Raw genomic sequence first — 22562 nt, 5'->3', positions numbered from 1 at the left:
CCTTCTTGGCTCTTGGGCTGCTTGGCTTTTGCGCTGCTTGGCTCTTAGGCCGCGCGCAACCGCTTCTCGCGCTGGATCACTTCCGAGGCGAGCTTCAGATAGGCCTGACTGCCCGCGCATTTGAGGTCATAGAGCAGCACCGGCTTGCCATGTGACGGGGCCTCCGAGACCCTGACGTTGCGCGGGATCATCGTCTGATAGACCTTCTCGCCCATGAAACGACGCACGTCGGCGACGACCTGATTGGCGAGGTTGTTGCGGGGGTCGTACATCGTCAGAACGACGCCGTGGATGGACAACTTATGGTTGAGAGTCTGTCGAACCTGTTCGACAGTCGAGAGAAGCTGGGACAGGCCCTCCAGCGCGAAGAATTCGCACTGCAGCGGCACGACGACGGCGTCGCTGCTAGCTAATGCATTGATTGTCAATAGATTTAGCGATGGCGGGCAGTCAATCAGAATATAGCTGTAGCGCCGCTCATCATCATGATCAGCCGCCAGCTCGGCGAAGGCGCGCTTCAACCTATAGGCGCGATCCTTGTCGTTGGCGATTTCGAGTTCGACGCCGAGCAAATCCAGAGTCGACGGCGCGATCGAGAGCCGCGGCACCGCCGTGGCGATGATCGCGTCGGCGAGGCTCGATTCGCCGAGCAGCACGTCATAGGTCGAGATCGTGCGATGATGACGGTCGACGCCGAGGCCCGTCGACGCGTTGCCCTGCGGATCGAGGTCGATGACGAGAACTTCCTCGCCGACCGCCGCGAGCGCGGTGCCGAGATTGATGGCGGTGGTCGTCTTGCCCACGCCGCCCTTTTGATTGGCCAGCACAAAAATGCGCGGCGAAGCGGAAGCGGTCACGATGGGGAAGCCTTGTGCTTGACCACGACGATGCGCGCATCCGTGCGGGTGCGGCTTGCCGTCGATTCGCAGCTCAAGCTACCGAGCGCCTCGACCGCGGTCAATTCGTCTCGCCACTCTTCCCCCTTTAAAAATACGCCAATGGCGCCTTTTTTTAAGGGCGCTTCAGCGAGCTGCACGAGACGAGGGAGAGGCGCCAAGGCGCGCGCGCTGACGCCGCCGACTTCGGCGGCGAGATCGGGCAGAACGCTTTCGATCCGCTCGGCATGAATGACCGCAGGCGCTCCTGTTTCACGTGAAACAGCGCGCAGAAAGCTCGCCTTGCGCTGGTCGCTTTCAATCAGGCGCACGACTGCATCCGGGGTCGACTTCAACAAGAGCGCCGTCACCAGCCCGGGAAAGCCTGCGCCGGACCCCAGGTCCGCCCAACATCGGATGTGAGGCGCGACGGCGTGAACTTGCGCCGAATCGGCGAAATGCCGCAGCCATACGTCACCGAGCGTCGCCGAGGAGACCAGATTGATCTTCGCCTGCCAGCGCCGCAGCAGGGACTCGTAGACCTCAAGCTCTGCTTGAATCGGTTTAAGTTCCGGGAAGAGTTCGAGCGCCTCTTCCCGGCAAGATCTTTCTCTCACGCGCGACGCGCCCGCGCCGCGAGCAGCGTCAACGCCGAAGGCGTCATGCCGTCGATCCGCTGCGCCTGGCCGATCGTGCGCGGCCGCAGATAGCTCAATTTTCCGCGCAATTCCGCCGAGAGCCCGGCGATCGCCGCATAGTCCAGTCCATCCGGCAGCGCCAGGCGCTCATCGCGTCGATACGCGTCGATATCGGCCTGCTGGCGGTCGAGATAGACGGCGTAGCGCGCCTCGGTCTCCAGTCGCTCGGCGGTATCGGCGTCAATTCCGCTGAACTCTGGCCAGATCGACGCCAGGCGATCCAGTGAAATGTCCGGAAAGGACAACAGCGCATAGGCGCTCCGGCGCAGCCCGTCCTGATTGACCGGCAGACCGTGCCGACGCGCGGCGGCCGAGGTCAATTCGCGCGTCTGCAGCAGGGTCCGCGCAGCCTCGAGACGGGCTGAGCGCGCTGAGTGATGCGACGCCCGATCAGCGCCGACGCAGCCGATCTCGATCCCGCGCGGCGTCAGGCGCTCATCGGCGTTCTCGGCGCGCAGCGACAGGCGATATTCCGCGCGCGAGGTGAACATGCGATAGGGCTCGCTGACCCCCCGCGTGACGAGATCGTCGACCATCACGCCGAGATAGGCTTCCGCCCGATCGAACACGATCGCGGCCGTTCCGGCGGCGTAGCGCGCGGCATTGATTCCGGCGAGAAGTCCCTGCGCGGCAGCCTCTTCATAGCCGGTGGTGCCGTTGATCTGCCCGGCGAAGAAAAGACCGCGAAACCGCTTGGTTTCGAGGGTCGCCGAAAGTTCGCGCGGATCGACATAGTCATATTCGATCGCATAGCCCGGCCGCAGAATACGGGTCTCCTCAAGCCCAGGAATGGCGTTGATGAAGGCCTGCTGAGTCGCGAGCGGCAGCGAGGTCGAAACGCCGTTCGGATAGACGGTGTCGTCGTCGAGCCCTTCGGGTTCGAGAAAGATCTGGTGGGCGTCGCGGTCGGCGAAACGCGTCACTTTGTCCTCGATCGAGGGGCAATAGCGCGGTCCCGGGCCGGAGATGGCCCCCGTGCGCATTGGCGAGCGATGCAGATCGTCGAGAATGATCCGATGCGCGGCCGGCGTGGTGCGGGTGACGCCGCAGGCGATCTGGCGGTTCGCGATCGCCGCCGTCAGATAGGAGAAGGGCTCGGGCGTCGGGTCGCCCCATTGGACTTCGAGAGCGTCCCAGCGGATGCCGCGCCCGTCGAGCCGCGGCGGCGTGCCAGTCTTGAGCCGCGCGACCGCAAAGCCCGCCGCCCGCAACCGTCGGCTTAAGCCGTTGGACGGCGCGTCGCCCATCCGTCCCGCCGGCATACGCTCGTCGCCGATATGGATCACCCCGCCGAGAAATGTGCCGGTGGCGACGACGACGGACGCGGCCCTGATCTCGCCCTCAACCGTGGTCACGCCGCGAACAGTTTCGCCCGCCATCAGCAGATCTTCGACCGAAGCTTCGACGATCGTCAGATTTGCCGTTGCGTCGAGCGCCGCCTGCATCGCCGCTCTATAAAGCTTGCGGTCGGCTTGGGCGCGCGGACCGCGCACCGCCGGGCCTTTGGAGCGGTTGAGCACGCGGAACTGGATGCCGGCGGCGTCGGCGACCCGCCCCATCAGTCCATCGAGCGCATCGATCTCCCGCACCAGCTGACCCTTGCCGAGCCCGCCGATCGCCGGATTGCAAGACATCTCGCCGATTTTCTCGCGGTTCTGGGTGACGAGCGCCGTGCGCGCGCCAAGACGCGCCGCCGCAGCCGCAGCCTCGCAGCCGGCGTGCCCGCCGCCGATCACAATGACGTCGAAGTGGATCATCCCGGAATTCATCGCTTGGCCTGTTTCACGTGAAACATATCATTTGCCAATACAAAAACGCGAGAAAACCGCATCGAGGATTTCCTCGACATCGACCGCGCCGACAATCCGGCCGAGCGCCCGGCTGGCGCGGCGCAACGCCTCGGCTTGAAGCTCGAGCGCTTCGCCGTTAACCCGTATAGAGTCAATACTTTCAACAGCTTGCTCCAACGCGTGGCGATGCCTTTCCCGCACGATCAACGACCCCGCCCCGTCGCCCAGGCGCGCCCGGGCGCGCGCTTCAATCGCTGCCGCAAGCGTCTCGAGCCCCTCGCCGCTCAAGCCACAGACGCCAATCGCGCCTTGCGGCGCCGGCGTCAGATCGATTTTGGTCGCAACGCGGATCGTCTCAACGTCGTGTTCCGGCGGCGCCTCCGCAGAATCCGACAGCCACAACGCCAGATCGGCGGTTTCGACCCGCGCGAGCGTCCGATCAACGCCGATCCGCTCGATCGCGTCGGCCGCCTCACGCAGACCTGCCGTGTCGATCAATGTCACTGGCAAACCGCCAATATCGAGATGGGCTTCGATCATATCCCGCGTCGTGCCAGGAATCGGCGAGACGATCGCCAGGTCGCGCCGCGTCAGCGCGTTGATCAGCGTCGACTTGCCGACATTCGGCCGCCCGAGAATCATGACGAGGAACCCGTCGCGCATGCGCTCCGAGGCTGGCGCGAGCTGCAGCGCCGCGCGCATGTCCCGGGCAAGCGGCGAAAGCAACGCGTCGAGCCGAGCCGGCGAAAACGCGCCGACATCCGACTCGTCGCTGAAGTCGAGCTCGGCCTCAACCAGCGCCAGCGACTCCACCAGTGTCGCCCGCCAACCCTCGACTTTTCGCCGCAACGCGCCGCCCGCGACGCGCAGCGCCTGCCGACGCTGCGCCTCGGTCTGCGCGTCGATGAGATCGGCGAGCGCTTCCGCCTGAGAGAGATCGAGCTTGCCATTGGCGAAGCTGCGGCGCGCGAATTCGCCGGGTTCTGCCGGCCGCAGACCGGGGAGCCGATGCAAAGCGGCAAGCGCGCCGTCGACGACCGCGCGGCCGCCATGAAGGTGCAGTTCGCCGTAATCTTCTCCCGTAGAGGACGCGGGACCGGGAAAGAACAGCGCGAGCCCCCGATCAAGCATTTCCCCAGTCTCTGGATCCCGCAGAACCGCAAAACTCGCCTGCCGCGGCTCGGGGCGCTTGCCAGCGAGCGCCTTAAGCGTCTCCCCCGTTTCCGGACCGGAAATCCGGATGATGGCGATGGCGGCCCTTCCGGCGCCTGTGCCGAGCGCGAAGATCGTATCCGGCGCCGTCATCGGCTGGCGTCCTCCCGGCGGTCCGGCACAGCTATGAATACTTCCGATCGCCTGCTCCCGTTCAACGGGTCGGGAGAGAAAATGCTGCAGCGCACAAACATAGGGCTCCGGGCGATGAACACGCAGGACTCGCCAGCGTCGCGCTTCCGATCGCGCGCAACGCCGTCCATCGTCCACATATTGGCGAAATCCTCGAACATGCGCGCCGCTTATTTCCTTCGCCGCTGGCATTCGCAAGGCCTGTCCGGCACAAAGACATATGCGAACGCGAGCAATATGTCGCCGGCTCAACGGCGCGGATGCGGACCGCTTTCAAGCGTTGCGACTTGAGAGCTTTACATTGGAGCCCCACGCCTTTCGCTTCGCGCCGGAAGATGAGGCGAATATCGCGCTAGACGCAGTCGCCGCACGCCTGCAGCGCGACTTTGTCGTCGGCGCGTTCAACGCAAAAGACTCGCGAATGATTGGCATTGGCGGACTCGCTAGGAATGATGGCGTGAAAACGCGCCACAAGGCGCTCCTCTACGGCATGTATGTGAAGGCCGCTGAGCGCGGATCGGGCGCCGCCGATGCGATCATGCAAAGACTGATTGAAGAGGCGCGCGGCAGCGTCGAGATCGTCACGCTTACCGTGGTCTCGACGAACGTTCGCGCGCTGCGCTTTTATGAACGATGGGGGTTTCGCGCCTATGGCGTGGAAGAGCGCTCAGCCAAAAACGGCGATGGCGATTATCTCGACGAAACGCTGATGGCGCGGCAGTTAAAGTAAAGCCAAAACAAACTATTCCTTAAAGATTTCACTTCGATGCCAAGCCAGAAACTGCGTGTGAGGCCGCAAATCCGGCCGTCTGGGCAATAACAGCTTGGTGTTGCCGCCAAGCAACCTATCGATCGAATCCGGCAATCTGTCTTTTGCCAATAGCAGACTATAATCGTCATCAACAGAGATCAGCCCTCTATCGAACATCCAATGCAGCGTTCCGGACAACGCCATCCCATTGCGCACGCTGTCCGGACCACGATGTTCGACTGGCCGAATGTGAGCCGCTTGCACTTCGGAACGTCCACCACCGTTGATGATTCTGATCCCGGACATGGCGCACGTATCGCCGTAGGCGTCCTTGACCGCTGCAGAAAACGCCCTGTCTCTAAAAGGCCGCGAGATGAGCTGTTCGATAATCCTTCGATCTTGCTGCAACGGTTCGTCGGAGTAATCGAACGCCGGCTGGGTTTCGGAAAACCCGGTTATGGGACGCATCGGCTCTTCGGGAATATCCGGCGCTGGTCGAAGGCGCTCCTCTAAGCCGATGATATGTCCGAAGCCGGTCTGCCAAATACGATCAAATTCAGCGTCCGCTATATTTCGCACTGCGCGACCAAACGCGCCTCTATTTGTGGACCCGTCTGATTTCTCAAGCCCGGCTTCGTAATAGAAGCTGCCCTCCTTAAATGGCACCGGTCTAACAAACTGAAGGAATTGCGAGACCTCAGCATAATAGTGGTCCTCGCGTGAAACATCAGCGATGATCCGATCGAGACGGGCCATAGCGAAATAGACCTGAGCGCCACCACGACTGCCAGATTCAATCGTCGAGCGCCGAGGTTCATAATATATGACCCAGTCGCCCACTGCCTTACTGACTTGGTTTAGATATGTCTTTGGAAAATGATACCGGACTTCGGGCAAGTCATCATAGGCAGACGAACTTTTTGTCGTGAATACGGCTTTGGTCATGGCGCGACAGCGTCCGAGCTAACATGCGCACCGTATAACCATTCCGCGAATCAAAAAAGGCGCGACAGGTAGAAGCCAACCGCGCTTTTTTTTACCATGGCATCCCAGCCTATTACGTATTCATCGAATCGAAGAAGCCCAGATTGTTCTTCGTCTCGCGCAGCTTTCCGAGCAGGAATTCGATCGCGTCGACCGTGCCCATCGGATTGAGGATACGGCGCAGCACGTACATCTTCTTGAGGATGTCGGGCGCGACGAGCAGCTCTTCCTTGCGGGTGCCGGAGCGGGTGATGTCCAGCGCCGGGAAAATCCGCTTGTCGGAAACTTTGCGGTCGAGAATGATCTCGCTGTTGCCGGTGCCCTTGAACTCTTCGAAGATGACTTCGTCCATGCGCGAGCCGGTGTCGATCAAGGCCGTCGCGATGATCGTCAGCGACCCGCCTTCCTCGATATTGCGCGCCGCGCCGAAGAAGCGCTTGGGCCGCTGCAGCGCGTTGGCGTCGACGCCGCCGGTCAGCACCTTGCCGGACGACGGCACGACGGTGTTGTAGGCGCGCCCGAGTCGCGTGATCGAATCAAGCAGGATCACCACGTCGCGGCCGTGTTCGACGAGACGCTTCGCCTTCTCGATCACCATTTCCGCGACCTGCACGTGGCGCACCGCCGGCTCGTCGAAGGTCGAGGAGACGACCTCGCCCTTCACCGAGCGCTGCATGTCGGTGACTTCCTCAGGCCGCTCGTCGATGAGCAGCACGATGAGATAGCACTCGGGATGATTGGTCGTGATCGACTGCGCGATATTCTGCAGGAGCACGGTCTTGCCGGTGCGCGGCGGCGCCACGACCAGCGCGCGCTGCCCTTTGCCGATCGGCGCGACGAGATCGATGATGCGCGACGAGAGATCCTTGCGGGTCGGGTCTTCGATCTCGAGCTTGAGGCGCTCGTCCGGATAGAGCGGCGTCAGATTGTCGAAGGGCACCTTGTGGCGCACCTTCTCGGGATCTTCGAAATTGATGCTGTTGACTTTTAACAGCGCGAAATAGCGTTCACCCTCTTTTGGGCTTCGGATCATGCCCTCGACCGTGTCGCCGGTGCGCAGGCCGAACTTTCGGATCTGCGAAGGCGAGACGTAGATGTCGTCGGGACCGGCGAGATAATTCGCGTCAGGAGACCGCAGGAAGCCGAAGCCGTCCTGCAGCACTTCGACGACGCCGACGCCGACGATTTCGACGTCGCGACTGGCGAATTGTTTCAGAATCGCAAAGAGGAGCTCCTGCTTACGCAGGAGCGAGGCGTTCTCGACTTCGTGCTCTTCGGCAAAAGCGAGGAGTTCGGCAGCGGACTTGGACTTCAAGTCCGAAAGTTTAATTTCCCGCATTCAGGAGGAACCTTGGGTATTAGCTGGCGCGCAGGTGGAAACGAGCCGGAGAGAAGCGGTGGGGCGGGGGAGGCGGCCTTACCGGAGCGCCGGCAAAAATCCGGCGATGCCGCTATAAGCAGACACGGGCCTCAGAGGGATAGAGGTCACTTAGACAATTTCCAGACATGAATCAAGAGTTCCGTTAAAGCGGGCCTAACGCGCCAAACCGGCCGGCGCCACCGACGAACCCAGGCGAAGGCGCCGCATGATCGTTCCGATCCGCGCGGAGCGCATCTCGGCCCCAATAAGGGCATGGTGAACGAGGTCGCGCGGCCGATCGCGCCCGACTCGGAGAAGTTCATCGCCGAACGTTAGAACGGCTTGACGATCACCAGTATAACAACGCCGATCATCAGCAGGGTCGGCAGTTCATTGAAGATCCGATAGTAGCGCGGCGAATGAACGTTGGTGTCCTCCGCGAACCGGCGCATCAGCGCGCCGTCGTGAATATGCGCGGCGGTCAGCAGCACGACGAGCGTCGCTTTCGCATGAAACCATCCTGACGACAGCGCCCCGCCCTCAATGGCCAGGTAGATTCCGGTCATCCAGGCGACGAGCATCGCCGGCGTCATGATGTAGCGATAGAGCCGCCGCTCCATGATCTTGAACGTATCAGCGAGCGTCCCCTCGCCCGCGCTGGCATGGTAGACGAAGAGACGCGGCAGATAGAGAAGCCCCGCCATCCACGAGATGATGGCGATCACATGCAGCGCCTTGATCCAGACGTACATCGTCAGGCTCCCCGTCGTACGCGGGCGACAAGCCGCTCGACATTTTCGATCGGCGTCTGCTGCAAGATGCCGTGACCTAGATTGAAGATATGCGGACGCCCTTCGAAGGTCGCGAGAATCGAATCGACTTCGCGGTCGAGCGCCTCTCCGCCGGCGACAAGCACAAGAGGATCGAGATTGCCTTGCAGCGGCACGTTCGATGCGGTTTGCGCAACGGCCCATGCGGGATCGAGCGCCGTATCGATGCCGTAAGCATCGGCGCCGATCATCTGCGTGAGCTTGGGCAGATGCGCATCGGCGCCGCGTATGAAGGCGATCACCGGCGTTTGCGGATGGCAGGCTTTGACGCCTTCCACGATCCGCCGGACCGGCTCCGCCGACCAGCGCTGAAATTCGTTCGCCGGCAATACGCCAGCCCAACTGTCGAAGATCTGCACGACCTCGACGCCAGCCTCGATCTGACGTGCAAGATAGTCGATCGACGCCTCAACGACGCGATCGATCAGCTGCGCGAATGCATCGGGATAACGATAGGCGAACAGACGCGCCGGCGCCTGATCGGGCGTGCCCTGCCCGGCGATCATATAGCTCACCACCGTGAACGGCGCCCCGCAAAAGCCGATGAAGGCGACGTCTGACGGCAACGCCGTTTTGACAAGATCGATCGTCTCGAACACCGGCGAAAGATGTTCGATTTTGAACGCACCGAGTCGCTGCGCCTGCTCCGGCGTTTCAATCGGTTCAAGCCGCGGCCCGGCGCCGCTCTCGAAGGATACCCGTTGGCCCATGGCGTCCGGCACCACAAGAATGTCGGAGAAGAGAATCGCCGCGTCGAAGTGAAAGCGCCGGATCGGCTGCAGCGTCACGTCCGCCGCCTTCTGCGGCGAATAGCAGAAATCGAGAAAGCTTTTCGTCGTCGCCCGCACGTCGCGATATTCGGGAAGGTAACGGCCCGCCTGACGCATCAGCCACAGCGGCGGAACGCTTCGCGCCTGTCTGCGCAGAACCGAAAGAAGCGCCTTCTCTTCCGCCATCGCGTTCGCTCCGTCTATCGTCCTCGGCAAGCGGCGTAGCGCGAAACGCCATTAAAACAAAATTCATTTTAATAAGAACTGATTCTTCATCTATATCGCGGAGGGGACGAAAGTTAATTTTCATTAACCAGTCGCCCACAGGCGAGCCGTGAAGAACCGGTTACGTCGGCTGTAGCGGGAAAAATTCAGACAGCGAACGGAATCATGGACGTATCGGTCGTTCTCGGCGCAAGTGATTGTGGATGGCCTGTGAATCCCTTCTGTACCGGCGTCGGCGCGAATCCGTTCGACAGGGCTTCTCCTGTTGAGCGTTGGGGGACTCTATGCCCGCTAACCGAAACGGAGCATTTTTTGGCCGCGCTTTATCCCCGCTATTCGGCTTTCGCGGAAGGGCTGTGGACGTGACCGTGAGGTCAACATCGACCTTCTGGCGCGAATCGGCGCCGCTGATTCTCGCCTCCAAAAGCGCCGGCCGCCGGCAGGCGCTGCTGCATTCGGGCGTTCCTTTCGAGATCATTCCGGCGGATGTCGACGAACGTGCGATCGAATCGCGGCTTGACGGCGCCGAAGCAGACGCGATCGCTTTAGCGTTGGCGCGCGCTAAGGCGCTCGCCATTTCCGTTGAGGGCCGGCTCGTGCTCGGCGCCGATCAGGTCGCAAGCTGCGAAGGCAGGATATTCGGCAAGCCGCCGACGATGCCTGACGCCGAAGCGCTCCTGCGGTTTCTCTCCGGCCGGCGGCACCGCCTGCATTCGGCGATCGCCCTGGCGCGCGCTGGCGCCGTCGTCTTTGCGACGGTCGGCGTCGCCGATCTCACCATGCGTTCGCTGAGCGAGGACTTCATCGCTGCTTATCTGACGGCGATCGGAGAGAATGCGCTGACATCGGCCGGCGCCTATCAGATCGAAGGCCTCGGCGCGCAACTCTTCTCCAAGGTCGAAGGCGATTGCTGGACCATCATGGGGCTTCCGCTGCTGGAGCTCCTTGAGGCGCTTCGGCGCGAGGGGGCGCTCCTCTCGTGACAAAGCCAAAGATGCTGCGCGTGGGGCTGACCGGCTCGATCGGCATGGGCAAGTCGACGACGGCCGACATGTTTCGCGCCGAAGGCGTCGCGGTTCTCGATTCCGATCAGCTTGTGCATGACCTCTATAAAGGACCTGCGGCCGCTGAGATTGAGCGAGCGTTCCCTGGCGTCGTCGTCAATGGCGTCGTCGATCGCCCACATCTCGCCGCCCGCGTGCTTGACGATCCCGCGGCGCTCAAGCGTTTGGAAGCGATCGTGCATCCGATGGTGTGGGCGGCGCGCGACGCGCTGATCGAAGAACGTCGAAAACAGGGCGACCGCATCGTCGTCTTCGACATCCCGCTGCTGTTTGAAACGGGCGCCGAAAAGGACTTCGACGTCATTGTCGTCGTCACCGCGCCGGAAGATGTGCAAAAAGCCCGCGTTCTTGCCCGGGACGGCATGACGGCGGAGAAATTCGCGTCCATTCTGTCGAAGCAGACGCCTGATTCAGAAAAGCGCGCCCGCGCCGATTTCGTGGTCCATACCGACCAGGGTCTGGACGCAGCGCGCGAAGAGGTGCGAAACATCATCAAAGCGCTTGACGCGCGGCTCGGGTGAAAAATGCGGGAGATCGTTCTCGACACTGAAACGACGGGGCTCGACCCCTCGAGCGGCCATCGCGTGGTCGAAATCGGCGCCGTCGAGATTTCCAATCTCATCCCGACAGGCAGGCATTTCCACTGCTACGTCGATCCAGAGCGCGACATGCCGGACGAAGCCTTCCGGGTGCATGGCCTCTCGCGCGAATTTCTCGCGCAACACAAGATCTTCAAGGAAATCGCCGCCGAATTTCTCGACTTTATCGAGGATGCGCCGCTGGTCATTCACAACGCCGAATTCGACACGCGCTTTCTCAACGCCGAATTCGCGCTCATCAATTTGCCGCCGCTCGGCGGCGCGCGCATCATCGACACGCTCGCCATGGCGCGCCGCCGCCACCCTGGCGGCCCCAATTCTCTTGACGCTCTATGTCAGCGCTACGCGATCGATCTCTCGCGGCGCGAGAAGCATGGCGCCCTGCTCGACGCCAATCTTCTCGCCGAGGTCTACGCCGAGCTTTGCGGCGGACGGCAGTCGGCGCTGTCGCTTCAGACGGTTCACGCGGTGCGCATCGCCGCGTCGAACGATCTGCTGCGCCGTCGCCCCGAGCCGCTCCCGCCGCGGATAAGCGCGGCCGAAGAGACGGCCCACGCTGTCTTTGTCGCGACGATCAAATCGCCGATCTGGGATCGCTATCTTGCAAGCGACAAAGACGCGGCGCCGAGCGCCGCTGGCTAGAGCGCTTCCCGATCACATGGAAACATGTGATCGATAAGGAATCGCTCAAAATCAAAATGTTGGAGCAGATTCTCGTCGAAAAAATCTGCCAACTTTTTCGGAACCTGCTCTAATTGGCCTGAGCGCCGCTCTGGGCGCCCGCTTCGGCGGCCTTTTGCTGATAGAGCGCGACGAAGTCGATCGGATCGATATAGAGCGGCGGATAGCCGCCCTTGCTCGTCGCGTCGGCCACAAGTTGGCGCACGAAGGGAAACAGCATGCGCGGGCATTCGATCATCACGATCGGATGAACCTGCTCTTCGGGAATGTTCATCAGTCGGAACACGCCGCCATATTCAAGGTCGAGCTTGAAAAGGAGTCCGTCTCCCTCGCCGGCCTTGCAGTCGAGCATCAGACTGACTTCGAAGTCGGTCGGCGCCAGCTGCTTGGCGTTGACGTTGACCTGAATCGAGATGTTGGGCGCCTTCTCCTGCGCGCCGAGCGAGCGCGGCGCATTGGGATTCTCGAAGGAGAAATCCTTCAGATATTGAGCAAGCGAATTGAGGGCCGGAGCGCCGCCCGGCGCTCCTTGCGCGCCGTTGCCATTGGTGTCGGTCATGTAGGATCTCCAGCAAAGCCGTTGTCATGAGAATTCGCGCCCGCCTAACACGTCTGTCAGAAGCGAACAAGGCGTTGCGCTAGTCCTACTTCGCTGTGCTTCGGCGCGGCCTTCCCCCGGAGCCGCGTGCTTCGCGCCGCCATTCGCGCGGGTCGAGGTCGATGATTCGCGGGTCTGCGCTCCCGGACCGCGCTCGCAGCCGCCGCGCCAAGCTCTGCCGCACGGACGGGGACTTCAGCGCCAGCCCGACGAAATCCGAGGCGAAGCCTGGAAGAATGAGCAGGATCGAGGCGAGCGCCTGCATCGCCCCGTCCAGCATGGCGCCATCGAGCATGGCGGAGCTTTCGCCTTTCGCCTTGGCGGCCAGTCCGGCGCGGACAAAATCGAGCAGCCGCCGCACGTCGGAGAGGCCAAGCAGCGAAGCGCCGATGGCGAGCGCGATCGCCGCGAGAAGCCCGACGGCGCGGACGACCAGCGCGAAACAGAGGATTTCCAGCACGATCCATGTTGCGAGGACGGCGCCGACAAGCTTAGATTTCACCGAATCATCCGATCTTTGCGGCCCTCGCCGCCCCGCGGCGATACGCCCGCCCCTTGATTCGTGACATGTACGAAGCGACATGATAGCCGACGACAAATTTATTCGGGAGTTGCCAATGCCGGCCTCCGGCGATTTCTTCGATCCCAGCCTTATCGTTTTCGCGGCGCTCGCGGTTTTCGTCATCTGGAAACTGCGTTCGGTGCTCGGAATGCGGGTGGATCGCGATACGCCGCCCCCGGCGCGCTTCGCGCCCCGCGGTCCCGCCCCCGCGGCGGTTGCGCCCGCGTCGAACGTCGCGCCGCTCGCTGAAACGCGCGAGCGTCCCAGTGGCGCCGAGCGTTGGGAGGGGGTGGCCGAGAAAGGCGTCGCCTCCGCTTGGACCGGCCTCGACGCCGTGGCGGCGTCGGACCCCAATTTCGACGGCAAATCCTTCGTGAGCGGCGCGCGCCGCGCCTATGAACTCATCGTCACGGCCTTCGCCAAGGGCGACCGGGAAACCTTGAAGCCGCTCCTGGCGCAGGACGTCTTCAACGGGTTTTCGGCGGAGATCGCCCGGCGTGAGCAGCAGGGCGAAAGCATGGAGACCGCCGTGGTCGCGATCGACTCGGCGACGGTCGACGCCGCCCGCGCCGTCGGCGGCCGCAATGAGGTGACGGTGCGTTTCGTCGTTCGGCTGATGAGCGTGCGGCGTGACCAGGCCGGCGAAACGATCGACGGCGGGCAGACGCGGAAGGTGGTGGAGCGCTGGACCTTTGGGCGCGATGCGAAGGCCAATGATCCCAATTGGAAGCTCGTCGCGACGCAAACCGAAGACTGAGCATGTCGCGGAATGCGCCGCCGTTTTCCGCTTCCGATCTGCTGCAAAAGATAGAATTTGAAAAGATCGACGGCTTTGCGGCCGACGATCTCGCCGCCGCTTTCGACGCCTTCCGACGCTCCGCCGAGATCATCGGCGCCAAGGCGCAAGAGCAACGTCGCGCCGTCGCGCCTCCCCCCGCCCTCGCCGCCGCCGCTCGCGCGGCGCTCGGCGCCATCGATCATCCTGGCCGCTTCTTTCAGGACTGGTTTCGCCCTCACGCCATCAAGACGCAGGGCTTCGTGACCGCCTATTACGAGGTGGAGGTCGACGCCAGATCGTCGCCCGCGCCGGGCTTCACGACCCCGGTCCTGTCGCGTCCGCGCGATCTCGTCACTTTGAACGAATCGCCGCTCTCGCTGCCCTCCGGCGAGACGCTGACGAGCGCGCGCCGGCAGGCCGATGGCGCGCTCGTGCCCTATCCCGATCGGCGTGCGATCGAAGAGGAAGGCGCGGCGCCGAGCGCGCATCCTCTCGCCTATGTTCGCGACCCGGTCGAATTGTTCCTCATCCAGGTGCAGGGTTCGGCGCGGCTGCGACTGCCCGGCGGCGGCGTCATGGCGCTGACCTATGCCGGGCGCAACGGCTGGCCATATACGTCCGTCGGCCGGCTGATGATTGAGCGCGGCTTGGTGACCAAAGCCGAGATGTCGCTCGATCTGATGAAGGAGACGCTGCGCCGGCTTGGCGCCGGTCCCGGCGAAGCGGGCCGCCGGTTGATGCAGCAGAATCGTTCCTATGTGTTCTTCGAGATCGATGCGTCGGAGCGGCGCCGGATCGGCCCGATCGGCGGGCAGGGCGCGTCGCTGACGCCGTTCCGCTCGATCGCCGTCGACCGCTCGATCTGGTGCTACGGTCTGCCGTTCTGGATTACTGCGCGAATTCCGTGGCAAGGAGAGGCGGAAACGCCATTTCGTCGACTGATGATCGCGCAGGACACCGGATCTGCCATAATTGGTCCTGCACGCGCCGATCTTTTTTTCGGGGCGGGCGAAGCGGCGGGCCGGCGCGCCGGCGACATCCGGCACGCCGCCGAAATGATTGTGCTGCTGCCGAAGGACGTTGGGGACGATCCGTGAGCGAGGAGAATTCCCGCCGATATGCGCGCCGCCTGTCGCAGGCCGAAGCCGAGCTTTGGATGGTGGCGACGGCTGACGTTCGACCTGCGCGGGCGCGTCCAAGAAAGCATGTGTCGCCGACGCCGGTGGCCCAAGGCCCCGCGCCCTTGTCGCCTTCGGGGCCTTCGGCGGTCTGCGATCGCCCAGGGGCGCCGAAGCCTCCACCGAGGCCGATCGACATCGACCCGCGCACCTTCGTGAAGATCAAGCGCGGACGAATTGAAGTCGACGCCAAGCTCGATCTTCACGGACTGAGGCAGGCGGAGGCGCAGCGCTCGTTAACGGCCTTCCTGCGCAGATGTCAGGCGAACGGCGCGCGAATCGCGATCATCGTGACGGGCAAGGGGCTGACGCGGGACGAAGGCGGCGTGTTGCGCCGCGTCGTGCCGATGTGGCTCGAAGCGCCGAATCTGCGCGACGTCGTCGTTGGTTTTGGCGAAGCCGCGCGCCATCACGGCGGCGAAGGCGCGCTCTATGTGCGCATCCGTCGCGCCGATCGCGCGCGCTAAGCCTGCTGCCCGGCCGCGCCCGAGACCTCGGCTGAAGGCAGCGCAACGGGTTCCGCGGGACGGGTCAAAAAGGCGGCTGGAATGTTGGGCTTGCCTTCTTCTGTGAGGTGTTGCGCGGAGTCCGGCGGCGGCTTCCATTCGAAGGCGTCGAGCCGGCCGGTGACCGGCGACATCGGCAGCCAGTTCTTGGAGACGACGCCATCGGCGATCCAGACAGGATCACGCGGCGCGCGCGAGCCGCGGGCGAGCCATTCGCGCACCGGACCTGACGGTCCCTGCTCTCCGTCTTCGATCTCCGCCATCATCAGACAGGTGTGCGCCGTCGGATGACGGCCGGCGGCAATGAGCGGCGCGAGCGCGTCGCGGGCCTTGGCGAAGTCGCGCGCCGACAGCGCGACCTCCGCGACGATATGCCGGCTCTCCGGCGCGTTGGGGGCGGCGCGGGCGAGCCTCTCCACCCGCGCGAGCTTCGTCATATTCGATTCGCCCGACAACGCCTCGAGATAGGCGGCGGCGAGGTCAGGATGCGGTTTCGTCGCCCAGACCGTTTCAATCATCTTCAGCGCCTGCTTCTGGTCGCCATGGCGGACGAGCACCCGCGCCGCGGCGACGGCGGCGGGCGCAAAGCCCGGCCGGCGCTTCAACGCCTGGCGTGCGAGATGGAGCGCGTCATGCGGATGGTCGCGCTCCTTCTCCATCGCCATGGCGGTTTCGATCACGGCGCGGAGGTTCTGCGCCGTCGGCGCGTCGATCGCCTTGGCGGTGAGACTGGCCTCGATCGCTTCGCGCGCCTTCTGCCAGTCGCCCTGCGCGGCGAGATGTTCGAGCATCGCGGCTCCTGCCCAGGGCACCGGCGCGATGTCATGCGCCTCCTTGGCGAAATGATGCGCCGCGTCCGTATCCTCGCGTCGGCGCGCCTCGATATGCAGCCCGCGCAAGCCGAGCAGCTTTGTCTCCGGCTTCAATGTCATCTTGTGGAAGGTCTCTTCCGCAACCCGCCGATCGCCGGCGAGCTGCGCCGCCTGAGCCTTCAAAACCTGTGTGAGCGGCTCGCTCGGCAGCAGCCGTTCGGCGACATGCGCGGCCTTGCGGGCGCGGGCGGCGTCGCCGGAGCCGACGGCGATCAATCCCTGTGAAAGCGCGTCGAATCCCTTGTCCCGGCGCTTTAGCCGCGACCCGCCGCTCCAGCGGCCAGGTAGCCGCAGCAGCGCCATGGCGATCGCCCAGAGGACGACCGTCGCGGCGATGACCAGCAGCAGACCCGCCACCGCCACCGGTATCGACGCTTCGAACTGATAGCCGGCGAAATCCAGCGTGAGCGACCCGGGCTGTTCGATCAGCCATTCAAGTCCATAGGCGACCGCGGCAAGCGCGATGATGAAGAACAGGAGAAACAGCATGGCGATGGATCCCGCTTACTCTTTCGTTGCGCCGAGCGCGGCGATCGCGCCATGCAGCAGATCGTCGGCCGCCCGTCCTGCGTCGACGCGGGCGCGCAAGGTCGCGCCGAAATCTTTGGCGTCGTTCTGGGCCGCTTCGGGGAGCGCCGCGAAAACGGCGCTGGCCTGAGCGAGATCGCCATGGGCGAGCGCCGCTTCGATGTGAGCGACTTTTTCTTCCACCGTCTGAGCCTCGGTCGTCGGCGCTTGACCGGAGGGACGAACGCGCACGAGTTTGCTGGCGCCCTTCAGCAGATGCTCTGCAAGGTCGCCGGATGCGCCGCTCTCAAGCGCGTGAATGCGCTTGGCGGCCGGCGCGAAGTCCGCCTTCAATTGCGCCGCGGTCGGCGCGCCCTTTTCCGCCAATGGCGCGAGGGCCGCCAATGCGGCGGGATCGGCGCCGAGCCGCGTCAGCGCCTTCGTCTCGAGAGCATAAGGCCGGCCCGCCTCCAACTCGCGTTGAAGCGCATAGGCGACGACGACGATCGCCGCCGGTCCGTCCGGCGTTTTGGCCGCCGTGGCCTCTGGCGCCGCGCGCGTCTCGCCCTTCGAAGACTCGAGGCGCTCACGCAGCGCCTTGATTTCATCGCCGAGCTCGTCGATGCGGCCTTCAAGCGCGGTCACCTGCTCGTTGGCGGATAGCGCGCCCCCCTGTTCGGCGGGAGCGGTGGGAGCGGCGGGAGCCGGGCTCGCCTTCGCCGCCGCTTCGGCGCTCGTCTTGGCGGCGTTGGCCGCTGTCTCGGCGGCTTCGGCGGCGCGCAAGGCGCGCTGCGCCAGGTCTTCGGCCGAATCGACGCGGCCTTGCAACGCCGCGACCGCCGCTTTCTGCGATTCGATCGCCGCGTTCTGTGATTCCAGGGCGAGGTTAGGCGCCGGCGTGGACGGCGCCAGCGGCGCCTGTTCGACCGCCGTTTCAGCAGGCTTCGCCGGTGCGGTGGAGGCCGGCGGCGCTTCCGCGCCGCTCGTGGCCGGCTCGCTTGACGGAGGCTCAGGCGAGATCGGCGTCGTCTGCGTCGGTTCGCCGTCGCCCACCAGCGAGCGAACCCGGTCTTTCAGCCCTCCTAGGGCGCCGCTCGCCTGATCGACGTAAGGCCCCGCATAGTCCGCGACGACCTTCAGCCGCTCGTCTCGGTCCTTGAACGCGATGGCCGCGTAAAGAGCCGCGCCCGCGATGAGGACGAGCAACAGCAGCGTCGACGCCAGCCGGCCGAAGAAGGAGCGCCGCTTGCGTCTGACCGGCGGCGGCGGCGGCGGTTCAGACGGCGATTCTGTATAATCGATGGGCGCTTCCGAAGATTCGACGCGCTTCGGTTCTTCGTCGTTCGGCAAGACCATTGGCTCATCCTTGCTGTCCCGCATCCTTATAGTTGATGCGTTCGGCGCCCGCAAAACAGGCGGCCTTCAGCCTGAAGCCTCGACAAGCTGCAACGTGCGGCGCGCAATGTCGAGATGCAGACGTTCGACCATCTTCCCGTCGATCTGCACCACGCCCTTGTCGGCGTTTTCCGGTTCGTCGAACATGGCGATGATCCGGCGGGCGAAATCGACCTCCTCGGCGCTCGGCGCGAATATTTCATTCACCGGATCAATCTGGCCTGGATGAATGAGCATTTTTCCGTCGAAGCCGAAGTCGCGCCCCTGCGCCGCCTCGCGACGAAGTCCATCGAGATCGTTGAAGTCGTTGTAAATCCCATCGATGATCTCGATGTTGTGGACCCGCGCCGCAAGCACGCCGGCCGAAAGCCAGGACAACAGCGCCGGCCGTCCGGGCGTGAGCCGCGCGCGCGTCGATTTGGCGATGTCGTTGGGGCCAAGCACCAGGACCTCGAGTCGCGAAGCCCGATCGTCTGCGGCGCTGGCGATTTTATCGATGTCCAAGACGGCGCGCGGCGTCTCGATCATCGCCCAGAGGCGCGTCTTATACGGGGCGCCGGCGGCGACGAGATCGGCGGCCGCCTTCAAAATCTCGTCACGCGAACTGACCTTGGGAATGACGATCCCGTCTGGGCCGAGCGGCGCGATGGCGGCGATGTCGGGCTTATACCACTCGGAGCCGCGGGCGTTGACGCGCACGACGAGTTGCCGCGCGCCATAGCCGCCGCCGGCCACCGCCGCCGCGACCTGCGCGCGCGCCGTCGTCTTGGCGGGTTCCGCGACCCCGTCCTCAAGCTCGAACATCAGGACGTCGGCGGCGAGCGTCTTGCCCTTCTCCAGCGCTCGGGCGTTCGAGCCCGGCATCGCCAGCACGCTGCGCTTTAGTCGGGAAATCATTCAAAACTCCAGCATCGGAACGATTCGGCCTGCTCTTGACCCCGCCGCGTGATCTACACAATAACCCCAGGGTCCGCCATCCGCTTGGCCGAGGCGGAGGGGCGCGAAGGGAACGTTAAATGGCGGATCACGAGCAGTCGTTCGGCGCGGCCGGTCTGCCGGAAACTCTCATTGAGGGCTATGAGTCCTTCATTCGCGGGCGTTTCCTGGCTGATCACGACCGATTCGAAGCTCTGGCGGTCAGGGGCCAGACGCCCAAAACGATGATCATCAGCTGCTGCGATTCGCGCGTCGCGCCCGAGACCATCTTCAACGCTGGCCCCGGCGAGCTTTTCGTCTTGCGCAACGTCGCGGCGCTGGTGCCGCCTTACGAGCCCGACGATCATTATCACGGCGCTTCCGCGGCGCTGGAATACGCCGTCATGGCGCTAAAGGTTTCAGACCTCGTGGTGCTCGGCCATGGGCAATGCGGCGGGGTGCGCGCCTATGCGGAAATCGCCGCGGATCCCGACGCGCCGCGGCTGAGCCACAGCGACTTTATCGGCGACTGGATCAAAATGCTTGGCCCCGCGGCTGATCGCCTGGGCGTTCGGCCTAATCCCAAGGACGCCGACTATGTGGAGCGCCTGGAGTTCGAGTCGGTGAGGCAGACGCTGCGCAACTTGCGCTCCTTTCCCATGATTCAGGTGCTCGAACATCACCGGCATCTGCGGCTGCACGGCGCCTTGTTTCGAATCATGGACGGGCGATTGTTCCTGCTCGACGAATCGACGGGGGTCTTTAATCCCGTCTGCGACGGAGCTTACGCCGCCGCATTCGCCGAGGCGCGCTTTTGACGGCGGGCGCCTCGGCAGACCGCAGCCGCATTCCGTTCATCGCTGGCCTGCGCGACATCGCCGACGGATATGACGCGATTCTGTGCGACGGCTGGGGCGTGCTGATCGACGGCCGGCGCCACTTCCCGGAAGCCGCGGAGGCCTTGCGGCGCTTCCGCGCGCAAGGCGGGCTTGTCGTGCTGATCACCAACGCCTCGCGCCCGGACGAAGAAGTGCGCCGTCAGCTCCTCGGCCTCGGCGTGCCGCAGGACTGTTTCGACGATCTTCTCTCGGCGGGGGAGCTGGCGCTGCGCGAGATCGTCGCGCGCGCCGGACAGGCGGTCTACCACCTGGGCCCCGCACGCGACGACGGTCTGTTCCGGGCGGCCGCGCGGCGTCTCGGCGCGCCGATCATGCGCGTCGGGCCGCAAGCCGCCGATTACATCGTCTGCACCGGCCTCTTTGACGAGCGCAACGAAACGCCCTCGGACTATGACGAACAGCTCGCGGCGCTGAAGACGCGCGACCTGACGATGCTGTGCGCCAATCCCGATATTGTCGTCGCCATCGGCAATGATCTCGTCTACTGCGCCGGCGCGATCGCCGAACGCTATGCGGCGATCGGCGGCCGCGTTCTGACCTTCGGCAAGCCCCACGCCCCGATCTACGCCGCCGCCTTGGAGCGGCTCAGGAATTTGCGCGGCGGCGAATTCGACAAGGCGCGCACGCTGGCGATCGGCGACGGCGCCTTCACCGACCTTGCCGGCGCGGGCCGCGCCGGGCTCGACTGCCTCTTCATCATCCATGGCGTGCATCGCGCCGAGCTGCATCCCGGCGGCGGCGCGCTGGACGAAGCGGCGCTCGAATCGCTGTTCGCGCGCGCCGGCGCCCGTCCTAAGGCTTTGGCTCGCGAGCTTTTCTGGTAAAAGGGGGCTGCACAGGCCTCATCTGCGGTCACGATCCGCGCGCAACTTTCCGGTGGCTCCATGTCGACGCCGTTCAAAATCTACTATTTCGAGGATCTGAGCGTCGGCATGCGCGAGACGCTGATGAAGGCGGTGATGGACGACGACGTCATCGCCTTCGCCGATCTTTCCGGCGACCGCAATCCGATTCATCTCTCGGATCACTTCGCCTCGAAGACGCGCTTTGGCGAGCGCATCGTCCATGGCCTTTATACGGCCTCGCTCATTTCGACGGTCATCGGCATGTATCTGCCTGGCCCCGGCGCGGTTTATCTGTCGCAGACGCTGAATTTCCGCGCGCCGGTGAAGATCGGCGACGTCATCACCGTCATTGTCGAAGTGGTGGAGCTGATCGAAAAAGGCCGGCGCGCCAAACTCAAATGCGAATGTCTCGTCGACGGCAAGGTCGTGCTCGACGGCGAGGCCTTCGTCATGGTGCCGAGCCGCGAGCAGGCGATACGCGCCGCAACGCCAGCGCCAGCGGAGGTAAAACCGGCCTCGGCTTAATTCTTCCGGCCCGGGCCGTGTCCGCCTCCTTCATCTTTGCGCGCGACCCTCAAGCGCCGCCGCCTGGACTGGAAGGCGCGGTCGCGGCGGTGGGCAATTTCGACGGGTTGCACAGAGGCCACCGCGGCGTCATCGCTCGGGCCCAGGCGCTCGCCGCGAAACTCTCGCGTCCCTGCATTCTGCTGACCTTCGAGCCGCATCCGGCGGATTTTTTCGCGGGGCGGACGGTGATTTTTCGCCTCACGCCGCCAGACGCAAAGGCGGCGCAGGCGGCTCGGCTCGGCCTCGACGGGATCGTCGTGCTCACCTTCGACAAGGACTTCGCGCAGAGCCCGGCGCGCGTCTTCACGCAAGAGATCCTGCACAAGCGCCTGCAGCTTTCGGCGGTCGTCGCGGGCTATGATTTTCGTTTCGGCGCCGGTCGCGAAGGCGGACCAGAGTTCCTGCGCGCCGAAGGCGAACGGCTCGGGATGATCGTGGAGATCGTCGACCGCATCACCCAGGACGAAGAGGGCAGCTTAGAGGCCGTCTCCTCGACAGCGACGCGGGAAGCGCTCGAACGCGGCGACGCGGCGTTGGCCCGCCGGCTTCTCGGCCACCCCTATTTCATTCGCGGCGTCGTGCGCCACGGCGACAAGCGCGGGCGCGCGCTCGGCTTTCCTACCGCCAATATCGCGCTCGATCCCGCCAATCGGCTCAAGCACGGGATCTACGCGGTGACGATCGAGGTCGATGGGAAGGTTCATCAGGGCGTCGCCAGCTTCGGACGCCGACCGACCTTTGACAATGGCGCGCCGCTGCTTGAAGTCTTCCTCTTCGATTTCGATGGCGACCTCTACGGCAAGGAGGTGGAAGTCGCCTTTTACGGCTTCATACGGGCCGAAGCGAAATTCGACAGCGTCGAGGCGCTCGTCGAAAGAATGCGCGTCGACGTCGAAGAGGCGCGAAGACGATTGGCCGAAAGCGGCGCGGCGACGCAGGGCGAATGATCTGTTGCCATAACTTGCGCGC

Annotated in this window: 24 protein-coding genes; 11 read left to right on the top strand and 13 right to left on the bottom strand. The window is 64.1% G+C overall.

Going from position 1 to position 22562, the window contains the following annotated elements:
• Nucleotides 1–44: 44 nt before the first annotated feature.
• The 4 genes from ACR65T_RS04215 to mnmE are packed head-to-tail and all read right to left on the bottom strand — an operon-like array spanning nt 45 to nt 4668.
• Nucleotides 45–857, bottom strand: coding sequence for a ParA family protein (locus ACR65T_RS04215; RefSeq protein ID WP_434495310.1), 813 nt, complete (start codon nt 855–857; stop codon nt 45–47).
• Nucleotides 854–1492, bottom strand: a complete 639-nt coding sequence (locus ACR65T_RS04210; RefSeq protein ID WP_434495309.1) for a 16S rRNA (guanine(527)-N(7))-methyltransferase RsmG — start codon at nt 1490–1492, stop codon at nt 854–856. Before ACR65T_RS04210 ends, ACR65T_RS04215 begins: the two co-directional genes overlap by 4 nt.
• Nucleotides 1489–3342, bottom strand: a complete 1854-nt coding sequence (mnmG, locus tag ACR65T_RS04205; protein WP_434495308.1) for a tRNA uridine-5-carboxymethylaminomethyl(34) synthesis enzyme MnmG — start codon at nt 3340–3342, stop codon at nt 1489–1491. The genes ACR65T_RS04210 and mnmG overlap by 4 nt, the downstream gene beginning before the upstream one ends.
• Nucleotides 3343–3369: 27 nt before the next feature.
• Nucleotides 3370–4668, bottom strand: coding sequence for a tRNA uridine-5-carboxymethylaminomethyl(34) synthesis GTPase MnmE (mnmE, locus tag ACR65T_RS04200; protein WP_434495307.1), 1299 nt, complete (start codon nt 4666–4668; stop codon nt 3370–3372).
• A gap of 259 nt (nt 4669–4927) precedes the next feature.
• On the opposite strand from mnmE, the gene ACR65T_RS04195 reads away from it, so the two are divergent.
• On the top strand, nt 4928–5437 hold the full coding sequence (locus ACR65T_RS04195) for a GNAT family N-acetyltransferase (RefSeq protein WP_434495306.1): 510 nt from the start codon (nt 4928–4930) through the stop codon (nt 5435–5437).
• A 12-nt stretch (nt 5438–5449) separates the two neighbouring features.
• On the opposite strand, the gene ACR65T_RS04190 is transcribed toward ACR65T_RS04195, so the two are convergent.
• The 4 genes from ACR65T_RS04190 to hemE all read right to left on the bottom strand — a co-directional run bounded on the left by ACR65T_RS04190 (nt 5450) and on the right by hemE (nt 9588).
• Nucleotides 5450–6403, bottom strand: a complete 954-nt coding sequence (locus ACR65T_RS04190) for an HNH endonuclease (protein WP_434495305.1) — start codon at nt 6401–6403, stop codon at nt 5450–5452.
• Nucleotides 6404–6515: 112 nt separating this feature from the next.
• On the bottom strand, nt 6516–7781 hold the full coding sequence (rho, locus tag ACR65T_RS04185) for a transcription termination factor Rho (RefSeq protein WP_434495304.1): 1266 nt from the start codon (nt 7779–7781) through the stop codon (nt 6516–6518).
• 353 nt (nt 7782–8134) lie between these two features.
• Nucleotides 8135–8554 (bottom strand): protoporphyrinogen oxidase HemJ, encoded by a 420-nt coding sequence (hemJ, locus tag ACR65T_RS04180; RefSeq protein WP_434495303.1) that lies wholly within the window; start codon nt 8552–8554, stop codon nt 8135–8137.
• Nucleotides 8555–8556: 2 nt separating this feature from the next.
• The gene (hemE, locus tag ACR65T_RS04175) at nt 8557–9588 is read right to left on the bottom strand and encodes a uroporphyrinogen decarboxylase (RefSeq protein ID WP_434495302.1); all 1032 of its coding nucleotides are present in this window, start codon (nt 9586–9588) and stop codon (nt 8557–8559) included.
• 395 nt (nt 9589–9983) lie between these two features.
• Here hemE and ACR65T_RS04170 point away from each other — a divergent pair, with 395 nt between their 5' ends.
• The 3 genes from ACR65T_RS04170 to dnaQ are packed head-to-tail and all read left to right on the top strand — an operon-like array spanning nt 9984 to nt 11932.
• Nucleotides 9984–10610 carry a Maf family protein gene (locus ACR65T_RS04170; RefSeq protein ID WP_434495301.1) on the top strand — a complete coding sequence of 209 codons (627 nt, stop codon included), beginning with the start codon at nt 9984–9986 and terminating at the stop codon, nt 10608–10610.
• An 11-nt stretch (nt 10611–10621) separates the two neighbouring features.
• A complete protein-coding gene (gene coaE / locus ACR65T_RS04165) occupies nt 10622–11212 on the top strand; it encodes a dephospho-CoA kinase (protein ID WP_434495449.1) in 591 nt (196 codons plus the stop codon).
• Between the two features lie 3 nt (nt 11213–11215).
• The gene (gene dnaQ / locus ACR65T_RS04160; protein WP_434495300.1) at nt 11216–11932 is read left to right on the top strand and encodes a DNA polymerase III subunit epsilon; all 717 of its coding nucleotides are present in this window, start codon (nt 11216–11218) and stop codon (nt 11930–11932) included.
• Between the two features lie 109 nt (nt 11933–12041).
• Here dnaQ and secB read toward each other — a convergent pair whose 3' ends face one another.
• Together secB and ACR65T_RS04150 are read right to left on the bottom strand one after the other, a co-directional pair.
• On the bottom strand, nt 12042–12530 hold the full coding sequence (gene secB, locus ACR65T_RS04155; RefSeq protein WP_123174475.1) for a protein-export chaperone SecB: 489 nt from the start codon (nt 12528–12530) through the stop codon (nt 12042–12044).
• Nucleotides 12531–12615: 85 nt separating this feature from the next.
• Entirely contained in the window at nt 12616–13071 is a 456-nt protein-coding gene (locus ACR65T_RS04150) for an FxsA family protein (RefSeq protein WP_434495299.1), read from the bottom strand.
• Between the two features lie 115 nt (nt 13072–13186).
• Between ACR65T_RS04150 and ACR65T_RS04145 the strand changes: the two genes are divergently transcribed.
• The 3 genes from ACR65T_RS04145 to ACR65T_RS04135 are packed head-to-tail and all read left to right on the top strand — an operon-like array spanning nt 13187 to nt 15554.
• Complete coding sequence (locus ACR65T_RS04145) at nt 13187–13888, top strand: Tim44/TimA family putative adaptor protein (RefSeq protein ID WP_434495298.1); 702 nt, start codon at nt 13187–13189, stop codon at nt 13886–13888.
• 2 nt (nt 13889–13890) lie between these two features.
• On the top strand, nt 13891–15006 hold the full coding sequence (gene mltA / locus ACR65T_RS04140; RefSeq protein WP_434495297.1) for a murein transglycosylase A: 1116 nt from the start codon (nt 13891–13893) through the stop codon (nt 15004–15006).
• On the top strand, nt 15003–15554 hold the full coding sequence (locus ACR65T_RS04135; protein WP_434495296.1) for a Smr/MutS family protein: 552 nt from the start codon (nt 15003–15005) through the stop codon (nt 15552–15554). The genes mltA and ACR65T_RS04135 overlap by 4 nt, the downstream gene beginning before the upstream one ends.
• Here ACR65T_RS04135 and ACR65T_RS04130 read toward each other — a convergent pair.
• The 3 genes from ACR65T_RS04130 to ACR65T_RS04120 form a co-directional block, all read right to left on the bottom strand.
• On the bottom strand, nt 15551–16954 hold the full coding sequence (locus tag ACR65T_RS04130) for a heme biosynthesis protein HemY (protein WP_434495295.1): 1404 nt from the start codon (nt 16952–16954) through the stop codon (nt 15551–15553). The genes ACR65T_RS04135 and ACR65T_RS04130 overlap by 4 nt on opposite strands.
• A gap of 15 nt (nt 16955–16969) precedes the next feature.
• On the bottom strand, nt 16970–18328 hold the full coding sequence (locus ACR65T_RS04125; RefSeq protein WP_434495294.1) for a COG4223 family protein: 1359 nt from the start codon (nt 18326–18328) through the stop codon (nt 16970–16972).
• A gap of 66 nt (nt 18329–18394) precedes the next feature.
• Complete coding sequence (locus tag ACR65T_RS04120; RefSeq protein WP_434495293.1) at nt 18395–19264, bottom strand: HpcH/HpaI aldolase/citrate lyase family protein; 870 nt, start codon at nt 19262–19264, stop codon at nt 18395–18397.
• Between the two features lie 119 nt (nt 19265–19383).
• On the opposite strand from ACR65T_RS04120, the gene ACR65T_RS04115 reads away from it, so the two are divergent.
• The 4 genes from ACR65T_RS04115 to ACR65T_RS04100 are packed head-to-tail and all read left to right on the top strand — an operon-like array spanning nt 19384 to nt 22540.
• Entirely contained in the window at nt 19384–20100 is a 717-nt protein-coding gene (locus tag ACR65T_RS04115) for a carbonic anhydrase (protein WP_434495292.1), read from the top strand.
• A complete protein-coding gene (locus ACR65T_RS04110) occupies nt 20097–21005 on the top strand; it encodes a TIGR01459 family HAD-type hydrolase (protein WP_434495291.1) in 909 nt (302 codons plus the stop codon). Before ACR65T_RS04115 ends, ACR65T_RS04110 begins: the two co-directional genes overlap by 4 nt.
• Before the next feature lie 60 nt (nt 21006–21065).
• Complete coding sequence (locus ACR65T_RS04105) at nt 21066–21551, top strand: MaoC family dehydratase (protein WP_123174465.1); 486 nt, start codon at nt 21066–21068, stop codon at nt 21549–21551.
• 17 nt (nt 21552–21568) lie between these two features.
• Entirely contained in the window at nt 21569–22540 is a 972-nt protein-coding gene (locus ACR65T_RS04100; RefSeq protein WP_434495290.1) for a bifunctional riboflavin kinase/FAD synthetase, read from the top strand.
• The last annotated feature ends 22 nt before the right edge of the window (nt 22541–22562 follow it).

Source organism: Methylocystis sp. (assembly GCF_051061285.1).
GTDB lineage: Bacteria > Pseudomonadota > Alphaproteobacteria > Rhizobiales > Beijerinckiaceae > Methylocystis.
The sequence above is the reverse complement of the archived record's forward strand: the minus strand, read 5'-3'. Positions and strand labels throughout refer to the sequence as shown.

Bases quoted from the DNA above. Each gene is read 5' to 3' on its own strand.
- mnmG (WP_434495308.1), bottom strand. From the start codon at position 3,342: ATGAATTCCGGGATGATCCACTTCGACGTCATTGTGATCGGCGGCGGG.
- mnmE (WP_434495307.1), bottom strand. From the start codon at position 4,668: ATGACGGCGCCGGATACGATCTTCGCGCTCGGCACAGGCGCCGGAAGG.
- ACR65T_RS04195 (WP_434495306.1), top strand. From the start codon at position 4,928: ATGCGAACGCGAGCAATATGTCGCCGGCTCAACGGCGCGGATGCGGAC.
- ACR65T_RS04190 (WP_434495305.1), bottom strand. From the start codon at position 6,403: ATGACCAAAGCCGTATTCACGACAAAAAGTTCGTCTGCCTATGATGAC.
- rho (WP_434495304.1), bottom strand. From the start codon at position 7,781: ATGCGGGAAATTAAACTTTCGGACTTGAAGTCCAAGTCCGCTGCCGAA.
- hemJ (WP_434495303.1), bottom strand. From the start codon at position 8,554: ATGTACGTCTGGATCAAGGCGCTGCATGTGATCGCCATCATCTCGTGG.
- hemE (WP_434495302.1), bottom strand. From the start codon at position 9,588: ATGGCGGAAGAGAAGGCGCTTCTTTCGGTTCTGCGCAGACAGGCGCGA.
- coaE (WP_434495449.1), top strand. From the start codon at position 10,622: ATGCTGCGCGTGGGGCTGACCGGCTCGATCGGCATGGGCAAGTCGACG.
- dnaQ (WP_434495300.1), top strand. From the start codon at position 11,216: ATGCGGGAGATCGTTCTCGACACTGAAACGACGGGGCTCGACCCCTCG.
- secB (WP_123174475.1), bottom strand. From the start codon at position 12,530: ATGACCGACACCAATGGCAACGGCGCGCAAGGAGCGCCGGGCGGCGCT.
- ACR65T_RS04145 (WP_434495298.1), top strand. From the start codon at position 13,187: ATGCCGGCCTCCGGCGATTTCTTCGATCCCAGCCTTATCGTTTTCGCG.
- mltA (WP_434495297.1), top strand. From the start codon at position 13,891: ATGTCGCGGAATGCGCCGCCGTTTTCCGCTTCCGATCTGCTGCAAAAG.
- ACR65T_RS04130 (WP_434495295.1), bottom strand. From the start codon at position 16,954: ATGCTGTTTCTCCTGTTCTTCATCATCGCGCTTGCCGCGGTCGCCTAT.
- ACR65T_RS04125 (WP_434495294.1), bottom strand. From the start codon at position 18,328: ATGGTCTTGCCGAACGACGAAGAACCGAAGCGCGTCGAATCTTCGGAA.
- ACR65T_RS04120 (WP_434495293.1), bottom strand. From the start codon at position 19,264: ATGATTTCCCGACTAAAGCGCAGCGTGCTGGCGATGCCGGGCTCGAAC.
- ACR65T_RS04115 (WP_434495292.1), top strand. From the start codon at position 19,384: ATGGCGGATCACGAGCAGTCGTTCGGCGCGGCCGGTCTGCCGGAAACT.
- ACR65T_RS04105 (WP_123174465.1), top strand. From the start codon at position 21,066: ATGTCGACGCCGTTCAAAATCTACTATTTCGAGGATCTGAGCGTCGGC.